Below are 11,417 nucleotides of genomic sequence, written 5' to 3' on the forward strand. Positions count from 1 at the left end.
ATGATTCATGCATCATTGCTTTCGCGTTGCTCGCAGATTGCCAGGTTCTCTACAGCGAAGACATGCACCATGGACAAGTCATCTTCGACCGGCTGACGGTGATCAACCCGTTCTCTTGAGCACTTTCGAAACGTACCGTTTTTCTATGAGACCAGGCCGAGGCGAGTAGTTGTCGCGTCAGACGAGTCTGCCGACCCGCGTGGAGCAATTATACATAATGAAACTGATCATTCGTAATGCGAAGTATAGTACCCGTGCGAACAATCGATCTTGCTAAACCGTCGGCCACATGGGCATGTTTGACCCGATATGTCTTAAGGATATCGATTCCGTTGGGGAGGCAAGGGCGCACGGTTCCTGATCTCCGTCGAGCTCTCCGAGCTCAATCCCAAGAAGACTGGTTCCTCGGCAGAGCGTTATATGGATCGTAGACGTCGAAGTGGTCCTTCGAGTCAAGACGCTCTGTGTACAGTACGAGGTTCGTACCGTCGGGCTTCAGTCGTGATTTGAAGAGGATACCCTTGGCACCGCTGGAGACGACCTCATCGCCAAGGATCCAGCTGGGCGGCTCGATCCGTTCATTGAACCAGCAGTGGCGCCAGTCGCAATAGAAATCCTCCCACAACGGAGACCACTTTCCGCTCTCGTACCCTCCGGTGAAATCGACAATCGGAGCGGCCGTGAGGTTGTAGCTGACCAGCGTCCCCGGTGGCATCAAGGACGACAGCTGCTGATACTCTTTGATGGCCGTGTCGTGGTCGAAGGCCAAGTAGAGCGCATTCAGCCCGACACGATTCGCGCGACCGCCATGCGTTCCTGCTCCCGCGCCGCTCGTCGGCGCAACAGCCCACCTGGGAACGTGCATACGATAGACCGTTACCCCAGCCAATTCTGTGAGGATCATCCTGCCGCGCCCGCCTCGAGCGACGAAACGTAACGAAGGACGTCATCCGCCCGACTTTCGGACACCAATTGCTCGGCGGTTTTGTAGTTGAACACGGGCAGCGGTTCGTTGCGATACCAGAACAGCGCCTTCGTGACGTCGCCTGAGATATCCGTCGCGGCACGAATGACCCGCAGAGCGTCGCGGAGGAATCGTTGCACGCTTTCGGACGCAGGCTGTCGGCTGATCGTGTTCCGATGTACGTGTGCTTGCTGGGCAAGGGTTTGCAAGTCAATATGCAAGGCCTCGCCGAAGCGCCGAGCGGAGACAATCGGGGCTGGGTCTTCGGGATCGCGTAATGAGGCCATGAAACGGTCAAAGCTCACGTCTGCACTGGGAATAGCACCGGTATCCGAATTCATGGCTTGCTCCAAGCACATAATATGAACAATTTTAGCACAAATATCAATGCCACCACCGAGTACGAAAACCGACGTCTCTCCTCGCTTGACGGCGCTGCATGTTTACGGCTTGATTCGAGCAAAAAATAGGGGCGGTATAAACAGGCGGTGCTAGTGCAAATATTGTGCGCTAACGTGCACGATTGGACGAAATTTCACGTGAAACCATGCAAGGCATTCCAGAAAACCGTACTCTGCAACTACATATAGAAAATGCGATAATACTATTTATGTCAAATTTGTGTGACGTTGCAGAGTGCTCTGCCGGTCAACGCGGTTTACGGTGAGCGTTTCCGCGATCTGCTCACGTCGGCGCGCGAGCCGAGTCTTCTCCTGACTGGTCCCGTACTCGGCTTCGGCCGCGGTGACCACGCCGGCATTCGCACCGTTGAGGTCTACGCGCACATTGCCTTCTATGAGACAGCTCCAGTAGCGTTGGCCGCGGCACCAGAGCTTGACGCCATTACGAGCGTCTCGCTCGTTCAGTCCGAGCGACGCCGCTCGGGCAAGCACGTCCTTAAGAATCCAACCTTGAGAGGCACCTTCGGGGCGGGACTGCGCGGAAAGGCGGGGGGAAAATGTCGTTGCAGCGTAGTCACTGCGCGCGCCGCTGCGTTAGCGGACGTTCGCGGAGGCTTCGGTGGCTGCTTGATTTCTCGTTTGACGTCCACTCGCGATGACGTCGAGCGTGAAGCAACCCTTGTGCTGTTTTCGCCTCGGTTTAGTTGCGCTTTGAGCGCAGCGAGCTGTTCGAATCCCATCGTACGTGCCTGAAATCAGTCGCCCCATTTTACCAGTCGCCTTCACTACCGTCGTCAAGCCCAATAACTGCATCGTTCGCCGTGTGACGTGAAGCCCGAGCAAAGGCGACAAAGTTGACAAACGCGACAAAAGCGTTCAATGTGTTGATATTGTGTCTCGCGAGAGGCCGAACCATGTCTAAACCAATGCCCGCCATGGAGTTCCCTGAAATCACCGCAGAAGACGCTCATCGTTTCGAACGCGCCGTACGCATCGATGACGAGGACGCCTTCATCGCCGAGCTGAACGCGTTGATTCGAGAGAAACTTGCGGGAGCCGTACCCTCGCCCCTCCAACTCACCGCGAACCTGCGAGCGAAAGCACGCTCGCTTCGGGCGGAGTCACCCTGGCAGCCGTCGGCGACCGATGTGCAGCGCGGACGTGCAGCGTTGTTGCGCGCATACGATGCACCTGGGAACATTCCGCTGACGGAGTTTGCGCGGTTCGCACACAAGTCGCGCCAACAGATTTATAAAGATCTGTCAGCACAGCCTCGGCGCCTTCTCTCATTAGATGTGGGTCGTCGAGGTCAGCGACTGCCCGACTGGCAGCTTGATCCGCTGAAGCTCAAATTCACGCGCGAAGCGCTCACCCGAGCGGCGTCGGTTGACTCATGGACGCTCTATCGTGCGCTGTCGTCTCGAAATGATGCGCTTGGTGGTCGCTCACCTATCGACGCCGTGACGCCAGGCAACTTCGAACGACTTGTCGAGCTTGTGCTGAACGCGGTCGGTATTCACGGTGAGGAAGCGGTTTGACTTTGTCGATTCCAAGCCGCGTCATTGCGGCCGGAGAACTGCTCCAACACATCAGCCGAGTCAAATACGCCGCCACGCCGCTCTATTTCGGTACAGGCTTCACAAATCGTTACGACGATCCGATAGGTGGCTATGGGGTTGTGTACCTTGGCTTCGACCTTCCGACAGTATTGATGGAGTCGGTCTTTCATCAGCACCGATGGCACCGAAGCCGTTCGCGGACCATTACCCTAAGCGAGATTCGTGGACGCATTGTGCGTGCTGTCGGCGTAGTCGAGCGACTGAACTTGGCTGACATGACAGCGCCAGGCGTTATGGCGCGGGAGTTCGGCCTCAATCTCGGCCAACTAGCGAGCCGACGTTACATCCACACTCAGCGTATCTCTCGGCAGATTTACGAAGCGCTCGACAACAGCGGCATCCCAGCCTTCGACGGCCTCCTCTATCCCTCCCGGAATAATTTTCCCGCGACATGCATCGCTCTCTTCCACCGGGCACGAGCGAAAGTCGTGGTAGTCGATGATCTCCCGCTGGCGCAACATGTCGACTGGCCCGCTTTCGTAAATCAGTATCGCATTGGGGTGGCCAAAGTCTGAAGCCGCTTGCGATCGTGGGTTTCCTTGCGTATTGCCATGCTTGGGAGATCTCCACCAAAAAAGCGCCCTATCGCGGATGCCGGTTCATCGACGGTCGACCACGGGCTTGACGGCGGTCGGCAAAACGCTACCCGCTTCGGTCGATCGGCCTTCGGTGCGTCGAACGTCCCTTGACCGAGTGCAACGACCACGCGCTCGTAGTTGTCGCCGACGCATCGTCTTGAAGTTTGTTCGATGCCTGCCCATGTCTGCAGATTCGGAAACGCGTGACGAAGCGTGCAGGTCAAGCCTCACTTCATCAGCATGTCATTGCCCTGCCGACGAGCGCACGAACCGCTCCGGAGCTCGGTCAGGCGGGAAGACTCAACGTAGTAGCGTGCCGCTCCCACGTAGGCGATTTCTGCCGCTAATAGCCGGAGTGCCGCATGACTGCATGTTAAGGATCGCTAACCGATCTGAGGGCGACCCTCTGGGCAAAGGCACTCTATACAACGCGCCTATGGAGCAGTCGTACAGCTGTCTTCGGGTGCGGCGCGTCCACCGCGGGCCGTGCAGCTCAGGTCGGGATGCATCTTCTCACCGATCGCTACTGTTTTCTCACCAGCTCGTCAAAGGAGATCACTGCATTGAACCACTTAGCCCTACCGTCGTCGCGTTCCACGCATGCGCCACTCCGGCGATGTCTCTCGCATGGCAGGAAATCCCGACCTCCCCGCTACTGGATCACATGAGCCCAAGGGTGTTCATCCGGCAGATCGAAGCACCACCAACAATCTGCTTGCGGTTGCCGCCTAAGAAATAAGTGAGGTAGGCACCGGCCATGGCTGCCGAGATGCTCGTCTCGACGGAGCATCCGCTGGTCTTCGCGGCATATGAGCCCCATACCGCGAAGACAGCGCCAGTAAGCGCAATGACCATCCAAGGATCGCTCATTTGCTCGTCCGATGCCCCAAGTTTGCGAAGTGCACGCAATGACCCGCAGACGGTGCCCACACTGCCCGCAGTCGGTGCCGGTTGCTCACGCAATGAAGGCCGTGCGCATAATCACCGTCCATTGTAAGGACTTCCGCTTCGGCAGGGTTGTTCCGCCGAGAATGCAATAGCGAAATGAGCGGCCTACGCCTATGTAGTTCCGTCGTGTTGCTACGGAGTTGGCCGGGTCTTAAGCGGTGGTCCAATCCAATACAACTTTACCGCTGTTGCCTGAGAGCATGGTGTCAAACGCTTGTTGATAGTCTTGAACTGGGAACGTATGCGTAAGAATCGGCGACAGATCGAGTCCACTCTGGAGCATAGCGACCATCTTGTACCATGTCTCGAACATCTCCCGACCATAGATGCCTTTGATCTCCAAGCCCTTGAAGATAACTTGATTCCAGTCGATCGCGGTTTGTGCAGGTGGGATCCCAAGAAGCGCAATCTTTCCGCCGTGGTTCATGGCCTCGAGCATCGAGGTGAATGCGCTGGGCACCCCCGACATCTCCAAGCCCACATCGAATCCTTCCGTCATCCCCAAATCGCGCATGACGTCTTGCAAGCTTTCCTTTGCAACATTGATCGCGCGGGTTGCACCCATCGTTCGGGCCAAGTCGAGCCGGTACTCGTTGACATCCGTAACGACTACGTTGCGTGCTCCAACATGCTTGGCTATCGCGACTGCCATGACACCGATCGGACCAGCGCCCGTGATGAGGACGTCTTCACCGACAAGGTTAAACGAAAGTGCCGTGTGGGTTGCGTTGCCGAACGGATCGAAGATCGCGGCAAGGTCATCAGAAATGTCGTCGGGGATCTTGAAGGCGTTGAAGGCCGGAATAACAAGGAATTCTGCGAAGGCGCCTTCGCGGTTCACGCCGACGCCCACCGTGTTGCGGCAAAGATGCCGTCGTCCAGCGCGGCAGTTTCGGCAGAAGCCACATGTGATGTGCCCCTCCCCCGACACGCGATCGCCGATCGAAAAGCCTCGGACTTCCTGGCCCATCTCCACGATACGGCCAACATACTCGTGACCGACATGCATCGGGATGGGGATCGTCTTCTGCGCCCAATCGTCCCACTTCCAGATATGAATGTCTGTCCCGCAAATGGCCGTTTTGGTTATTCGGATCAAGACATCGTTTGGGCCAACCTCTGGCGCCTTCACTTGGGTCAATGTGAGACCGGGCGCGCGTTCCAGTTTAGCTAGAGCTTTCATTTTGGTTAATCCTGACAGTAGACTTGTCTCGACTGAGCGATTTTGGAATGTATCCGCGGCCTACTGGCCTCGGCGGAACGAAGCGGAACTTCAGTCAGCCGATCAGACCAAGTGCGCGCCCAACCTTCGCGAATGCTGCAACTGCACTATCTATCTGTTCTGGGGTGTGCGCCGCGCTCATTTGCGTACGGATGCGAGCGCGCCCCTTGGGCACGACCGGATAGGAGAAGCCGATTACGTAGACTCCTTCTTGCAAAAGAGCGTCTGCCATCTTCGAAGCGACTTCCGCATCACCCAGCATGACGGGAATGATGGGATGCTCTCCGGGGACCAACTCGAAGCCCAATGCGCTCATTGCCGCCCTGAAACGCGCACCATTTTCCCGTACGCGACGACGCAGTTCCGCTCCTTCTGAGCTTGCGAGCAATTCAAGGACCTTTAGGGATGCCGCAGCGATGCTCGGAGCCAGCGTGTTTGAGAAGAGGTAAGGACGACTCCGTTGCCGCAACAAATCGACAATTTCCTGATGTGCCGCGACATAGCCACCTGAAGATCCGCCCAGCGCTTTGCCGAGGGTCCCCGTGATGATGTCGACGCGGTCCAGTACACCGCAATGCTCAGGCGTTCCGCACCCGTTTTCACCGATGAATCCCACTGCATGGGAATCGTCAACCATAACTAAAGCGTTGTAACGGTCGGCGAGATCACAGATTCCCGCCAGATCGGCGATGATGCCGTCCATTGAGAACACACCGTCGGTTGCGATGAGTTTGAAGCGAGCCCCTGCAGCGTCCGCTTCTTTCAGTCTGGCTTCAAGGTCCGTGAGGTCATTGTTCTTGTAGCGGAATCGCTTGGCCTTGCAAAGACGCACGCCGTCGATGATGCTTGCATGGTTCAGCTCATCGCTAATAATCGCGTCTTGCTCGCCCAGCAGTGTCTCGAACAGTCCGCCGTTAGCGTCGAAGCAGCTCGAATAAAGGATGGCGTCATCGGTGCCCAAAAACTCTGCGAGGTCCCGTTCGAGTGCCTTGTGGACGGTCTGCGTTCCGCAGATAAAGCGGACAGAGGCCATGCCGAATCCGTCCGCGTCCAACCCGGCCTTCGCGGCGTCTACCAAACGAGGGTCGTTTGCCAATCCGAGATAGTTGTTTGCGCAAAAGTTGACAACGGCTCGACCGCTCTCAAGTTGGATGCAAGACGATTGGGGACTGGCAATGACGCGCTCTGTCTTGTAGTAGCCAGCCGCACGCAGTTCGTCGAGCGTCGACCGCAAAGTGGCGAGGAATTGATCTTTCATTGGGTGACCTTCTCATTAAGCCGCAGTCGTTGACCGCGAGATTGAATAACGTTGGATCGTCTTCAGCAGTTTGCGACGTTAACGGCGAGCCCCCCTTGCGATGTCTCCTTGTACTTGGAGAGCATATCCAAACCCGTCTGCCTCATCGTCTCGATAGCCTCGTCAAAAGACACCCGGTGTATCCCATCCCCTCTCAACGCAAGTGAGGCCGCGACGATTGCCTTGTTTGCGCCGAACGCGTTGCGCTCAATGCACGGTATTTGGACTAACCCGCCCACCGGGTCGCACGTCATCCCCAAGTGATGCTCCAGGGCTATCTCGGCTGCGTTTTCGATCTGTTCCGGAGTGGCGCCCAGCACAGCAGCGAGGGCCGCTGCAGCCATCGCTGCGGCCGAACCCACCTCGCCCTGGCACCCGACTTCAGCTCCGGAGATAGAAGCGTTCGTTTTGATTAATCCGCCGATCGCCGTAGCCGTGAGGAGAAAAGTTCGCGCCCCACTCTCCGAATAGTTCGGGCAGAAGTCGCGGTAATACCTGAGGACTGCGGGAACAATGCCCGCTGCGCCGTTCGTGGGAGCCGTCACAACGCGGCCACCAGCGGCATTTTCTTCGTTGACCGCTATCGCGAACGCAGACACGGAGTCCATCACCTCGTGCGGCAACGCGCGCCCGGCCGCGTGACTGTCCTGAACCTTCGCGAAGAGCGATTTCGCTCTGCGCTGGACATTCAGATTCCCTGGTAGCCGCCCCTCACGTCGAAGTCCACGGTCGATACAGGAAAACATTGCGTCACGGATAACGTCCAAACCTGCATCGATCTCTTTCATCGTACGCAGGCCCAGTTCGTTCTCTCGCTGCAATTCCGCGATCGTGAGTCCGGTGCGCTTACATGTCTCCAGGATCTGGGCGCCGCTATGAAACGGATAAGGAGCCGGGGTCTGCGAAACTGTCGATGGTTGCTCCCCTTCGATGGTGACAAATCCTCCACCAATGGAATAGGCCACTGTCTCGACGAGTATGGCATTATCGTCATCAAACGCACGAAAGCGCATGCCATTCGTGTGCCCTGGCAAAAGCGTATCGAAATCAAATACCAAGTCGGACTTTGGGTCGAACGAAGCTAATCCGCCGCTTGGAAGCGAAAGCTGTTTCGTTCGCTCCAGCGATGCGACAAGATCGAGCACTGCATCGGGATCAACGTGCGTCGGGTCTTCGCCTAAAAGACCGAGGCAGATCGCTGCGTCGGTACCATGACCATGTCCGGTCCAGGCGAGCGATCCAAACAGCTCAGCCGAAATACGCGACGTTCGAGAATCGAGGCCATCGCGAAACCGCTTAGCCGCCACCATGGGTCCTACCGTGTGAGACGACGAAGGACCGATTCCCACTTTAAACAAATCGAATGCGCTGATCATGGAAGGCTCAGGAAAACTGCATTAGAGAAACGAACTGGTGACTGCTCTTGCGCGCCGTACTGCCTTCTCGTTTAGCTGCTGTTTGGATCGTCGGTGATCAAACGGCGCCAGTTGCCACCTTGCTGAAGAACGAACGGGTCCATGCAAACGTGATCCCGAGCCTATCGACATCCTTTCTGAGCTTCGGCTTGTGGATACTTAGGTGGATGGCCTCAAGCACCTCGAACTTCCGGAAGGACCACACCGCTATATCCACCGCCAGCGTCTCGAGCAGCTTTGTGTGCCCCTTGGCAGTCAAGAACTCGACGAGCGCTGTGCAATAGGCGTCGTAATCGATGTAGTCGTCGGTTGTCGGTAACGCATTGATGTACCTCAACTCGGCGTCGATAACGAGAGGTTGCGGTCCAAGTTCCTCATGCGGAAACACACCGACGCGAACGTTGACACGCAGTCCCGTTACAAAAATCTTGCACACGGCATCCGGAAAGCCCCCGGTGACGCCGGACTGATCCATCATCACGTAATCGAGATTTGACGACCTCATCTCACGCCTCATTACCGGAACACGATGGTTCGAGTTCCACTGAGGAAAACCTTTCGCTCGATGTGGTAGCGGACGGCTTTCGCCAATGCAAGGCATTCCAGGTCTCTGCCAACTGCTGCAAGCTCGTTCGCCGAATAAACGTGATCGACTCGCTCGACTGCCTGCTCAATGATCGGGCCTTCGTCCAGATCAGGCGTAACGTAATGTGCGGTGGCGCCGATGTATTTCACCCCCCGGTCGTGCGCCTGACGGTAAGGCATCGCCCCCTTGAAGCTTGGTAGCAGCGAATGATGGATGTTGATAGCCCTCCCTGCCAGCTTTTCGCAGAGATCATTCGAGAGAACCTGCATATATCTCGCAAGCACGACTAGCTCGCTCGCTGTTTCCTCGACAATCTTAAGCAACTCGGCTTCTTTCGCCGCCTTCGTTTCGGGAGTGACCGGCAAAACATAAAATGGGATGCCATGTCGTTCTGCTGCTGGTCGAAGAGCGTCATGGTTCGAGACGATTGCACTCACGTCCATTCGAAGGTCTCCAGTCCTCACGCGATAGAGGAGATCCTCAAGGCAATGATCGGCTTTCGACACCATGATCAGAACGCGTGGACGGTATGCCTGAGTCTGAATGCTGCATTGCATCTCGAACTTTCGAGCGATACGTTCGAACGCCTCGCGAAGACTCTGGAGAGTCTGCGGTTGTTCACCGCGCGCTCGGAACACGACACGTGAGAAGTAACGGTCTGCATCGAGATCGTCATATTGCGACATCTCCGTGATGTCGCAATAGCGCTCGGCCAAAAAGCCACCGATAGCGCCTACAAGACCAAGCGCACCGCGGCTGGTCACCGTCAGCACGAAGCGATCTGATCCTGCCGCTGCAGTTTGGATCTCGCTGGAAGCCGGCGCGTGCACCGTCAAACCGACATCTACGACTGACATGTTCCTACCTCCAAAATTCGTGCATTTTTTAACGGTGCATATACCGAACTGATGCGCTCTCGCGGCGCCATGCGCCGCTTTGCATTACTGTTGATGGCGAACGTAAAGCGGGAATTGGTCGCACAGCTGCTTGACTTCGCCTCGAACTTTCGAAGCAACCGCCTGAGCTTCACCGCTTGCGCTCTTGGCCGAGACAGACTTGAGCACCTCAACGATCCAGTCGCCGATTTGTTCAAACTCTGTAACGCCGAAGCCACGAGTCGTGCCAGCTGCGGTGCCAAGTCGCACGCCTGAGGTGATGGCCGGGCGCTCGGGGTCGAAGGGAATGCCGTTCTTGTTGCATGTCAGTCCGGCGTGTTCAAGCGCAATTTCGGCGTCCTTGCCCGTCACACCTAGTGGACGAAGATCGACCAGGACAATGTGGCTGTCAGTGCCACCAGAGACGATCGTCGCCCCGTGGTTGGCTAGACGCGCGGCCAAAGCCTTGGCGTTCTCAACAACCGACGCCGCGTAGTCGCGAAACGCGGGGGACAGTGCTTCGCCGAACGCGACGGCCTTGGCCGCGATCACGTGCATCAGCGGTCCACCCTGCAAGCCGGGGAAAACGGCCGAATTGATCTTTTTCGCGAGCGCTTCGTCATTGGTGAGAATCAGGCCGCCACGTGGCCCGCGAAGAGTCTTGTGAGTAGTCGAAGTTACAATGTGGGCGTGCGGGAACGGGGACGGATAGACGCCCGCGACAATGAGCCCAGCGTAGTGAGCCGCGTCGACCATCAGATATGCGCCGACTGCATCCGCGATTGCCCGGAAGCGGGCGAAGTCGATGATTCGGGGATAGCTGGAGCCACCAGCAATAATCACCTTCGGACGGTGCTCGTTTGCGAGTCTTTCGACCTCGTCGTAGTCGATCAATGCATCTTCCTGTCGCACGCCGTAGCCGATGGCTTTAAGCCACTTCCCAGAAAGGGTCGGCGGGGCACCGTGTGTGAGGTGGCCACCAGCGGCCAGCGACATACCGAGGATGGTGTCGCCCGGCTGAAGCAGTGCAAACATCACTGCAGCGTTTGCTTGCGCACCGGAATGCGGTTGGACATTTGCATATTCGCATCCAAAGAGCTTCTTGGCGCGGTGGATGGCGATGTCTTCGGCAACGTCAACGTATTCGCAGCCACCGTAATACCGACGCCCCGGGTAGCCCTCGGCATACTTGTTCGTGAGCACGGAGCCCTGAGCCGCAAGTACGGCTGTCGAGACGATGTTTTCAGATGCGATGAGTTCAATCTGGTCCTGCTGACGCCCAAGTTCCCGCGCGATGGACGCGAACACATCTTCATCTGCGGCGATCGACTCCGCAACGAGTGCCTGTAATTGTTCCAGGTTGTTCGACATAGCAATTTCCTTCAGAAATGTGTGAGCACAGTAGATGTCAGGTTCTTATGGAGGTGGCTCTTCCGCCCGCGTTAGGCGGTTGATTCCTCCGCGTCTGCTACGGAATCGCCCGAAGAGCTTTCAGAGAAGCGCCCTCCTGCG

Annotated in this window: 12 protein-coding genes; 2 read left to right on the forward strand and 10 right to left on the reverse strand. The window is 57.0% G+C overall.

Annotated features, from left to right (window positions below):
- Nucleotides 1-382 precede the first annotated feature (382 nt).
- The 3 genes from AWB74_RS28760 to AWB74_RS48675 all read right to left on the reverse strand — a co-directional run bounded on the left by AWB74_RS28760 (nucleotide 383) and on the right by AWB74_RS48675 (nucleotide 1,857).
- Complete coding sequence (locus tag AWB74_RS28760) at nucleotides 383-904, reverse strand: RES family NAD+ phosphorylase (RefSeq protein WP_061150045.1); 522 nt, start codon at nucleotides 902-904, stop codon at nucleotides 383-385.
- Nucleotides 901-1,305 (reverse strand): MbcA/ParS/Xre antitoxin family protein, encoded by a 405-nt coding sequence (locus AWB74_RS28765; RefSeq protein ID WP_061150109.1) that lies wholly within the window; start codon nucleotides 1,303-1,305, stop codon nucleotides 901-903. The genes AWB74_RS28760 and AWB74_RS28765 overlap by 4 nt, the downstream gene beginning before the upstream one ends.
- A 267-nt stretch (nucleotides 1,306-1,572) precedes the next feature.
- The gene (locus tag AWB74_RS48675) at nucleotides 1,573-1,857 is read right to left on the reverse strand and encodes a ProQ/FINO family protein (protein WP_061150046.1); all 285 of its coding nucleotides are present in this window, start codon (nucleotides 1,855-1,857) and stop codon (nucleotides 1,573-1,575) included.
- 422 nt (nucleotides 1,858-2,279) lie between these two features.
- Here AWB74_RS48675 and AWB74_RS28775 point away from each other — a divergent pair, with 422 nt between their 5' ends.
- Both AWB74_RS28775 and AWB74_RS28780 read left to right on the forward strand, forming a co-directional pair.
- The gene (locus AWB74_RS28775) at nucleotides 2,280-2,903 is read left to right on the forward strand and encodes an integrase (protein ID WP_235024709.1); all 624 of its coding nucleotides are present in this window, start codon (nucleotides 2,280-2,282) and stop codon (nucleotides 2,901-2,903) included.
- A complete protein-coding gene (locus AWB74_RS28780; protein ID WP_061150048.1) occupies nucleotides 2,900-3,499 on the forward strand; it encodes an RES family NAD+ phosphorylase in 600 nt (199 codons plus the stop codon). The genes AWB74_RS28775 and AWB74_RS28780 overlap by 4 nt, the downstream gene beginning before the upstream one ends.
- 723 nt (nucleotides 3,500-4,222) lie before the next feature.
- On the opposite strand, the gene AWB74_RS46975 is transcribed toward AWB74_RS28780, so the two are convergent.
- The 7 genes from AWB74_RS46975 to glyA all read right to left on the reverse strand — a co-directional run bounded on the left by AWB74_RS46975 (nucleotide 4,223) and on the right by glyA (nucleotide 11,264).
- Entirely contained in the window at nucleotides 4,223-4,525 is a 303-nt protein-coding gene (locus AWB74_RS46975) for an L-serine ammonia-lyase, iron-sulfur-dependent, subunit alpha (RefSeq protein ID WP_268811210.1), read from the reverse strand.
- Nucleotides 4,526-4,661: 136 nt separating this feature from the next.
- Nucleotides 4,662-5,693, reverse strand: a complete 1,032-nt coding sequence (gene tdh / locus AWB74_RS28790; protein WP_061150050.1) for an L-threonine 3-dehydrogenase — start codon at nucleotides 5,691-5,693, stop codon at nucleotides 4,662-4,664.
- 94 nt (nucleotides 5,694-5,787) lie between these two features.
- On the reverse strand, nucleotides 5,788-6,990 hold the full coding sequence (locus AWB74_RS28795) for a glycine C-acetyltransferase (protein ID WP_061150051.1): 1,203 nt from the start codon (nucleotides 6,988-6,990) through the stop codon (nucleotides 5,788-5,790).
- Between the two features lie 62 nt (nucleotides 6,991-7,052).
- Nucleotides 7,053-8,405: an L-serine ammonia-lyase gene (locus tag AWB74_RS28800; RefSeq protein WP_061150052.1), complete on the reverse strand. Its 1,353-nt coding sequence runs from the start codon at nucleotides 8,403-8,405 to the stop codon at nucleotides 7,053-7,055.
- 97 nt (nucleotides 8,406-8,502) lie between these two features.
- Nucleotides 8,503-8,922 (reverse strand): dihydroneopterin aldolase, encoded by a 420-nt coding sequence (locus AWB74_RS28805; protein WP_087039253.1) that lies wholly within the window; start codon nucleotides 8,920-8,922, stop codon nucleotides 8,503-8,505.
- 38 nt (nucleotides 8,923-8,960) lie between these two features.
- Nucleotides 8,961-9,887 carry a formyltetrahydrofolate deformylase gene (purU, locus tag AWB74_RS28810; protein ID WP_087039242.1) on the reverse strand — a complete coding sequence of 309 codons (927 nt, stop codon included), beginning with the start codon at nucleotides 9,885-9,887 and terminating at the stop codon, nucleotides 8,961-8,963.
- Nucleotides 9,888-9,971: 84 nt separating this feature from the next.
- Nucleotides 9,972-11,264, reverse strand: a complete 1,293-nt coding sequence (gene glyA / locus AWB74_RS28815; protein WP_407642477.1) for a serine hydroxymethyltransferase — start codon at nucleotides 11,262-11,264, stop codon at nucleotides 9,972-9,974.
- Between the last annotated feature and the right edge of the window lie 153 nt (nucleotides 11,265-11,417).

The sequence above is a fragment of the Caballeronia arvi genome, from assembly GCF_001544695.2.
Taxonomy (GTDB): Bacteria; Pseudomonadota; Gammaproteobacteria; order Burkholderiales; family Burkholderiaceae; genus Caballeronia; species Caballeronia arvi.

Excerpts from the sequence above, each read along its gene's own strand:
- purU (WP_087039242.1), bottom strand. The coding sequence starts at position 9,887 with ATGTCAGTCGTAGATGTCGGTTTGACGGTGCACGCGCCGGCTTCCAGC.
- AWB74_RS28795 (WP_061150051.1), bottom strand. The coding sequence starts at position 6,990 with ATGAAAGATCAATTCCTCGCCACTTTGCGGTCGACGCTCGACGAACTG.
- tdh (WP_061150050.1), bottom strand. The coding sequence starts at position 5,693 with ATGAAAGCTCTAGCTAAACTGGAACGCGCGCCCGGTCTCACATTGACC.
- AWB74_RS28760 (WP_061150045.1), bottom strand. The coding sequence starts at position 904 with ATGATCCTCACAGAATTGGCTGGGGTAACGGTCTATCGTATGCACGTT.
- AWB74_RS28800 (WP_061150052.1), bottom strand. The coding sequence starts at position 8,405 with ATGATCAGCGCATTCGATTTGTTTAAAGTGGGAATCGGTCCTTCGTCG.
- AWB74_RS28775 (WP_235024709.1), top strand. The coding sequence starts at position 2,280 with ATGTCTAAACCAATGCCCGCCATGGAGTTCCCTGAAATCACCGCAGAA.
- AWB74_RS28805 (WP_087039253.1), bottom strand. The coding sequence starts at position 8,922 with ATGATGGATCAGTCCGGCGTCACCGGGGGCTTTCCGGATGCCGTGTGC.
- AWB74_RS28765 (WP_061150109.1), bottom strand. The coding sequence starts at position 1,305 with ATGAATTCGGATACCGGTGCTATTCCCAGTGCAGACGTGAGCTTTGAC.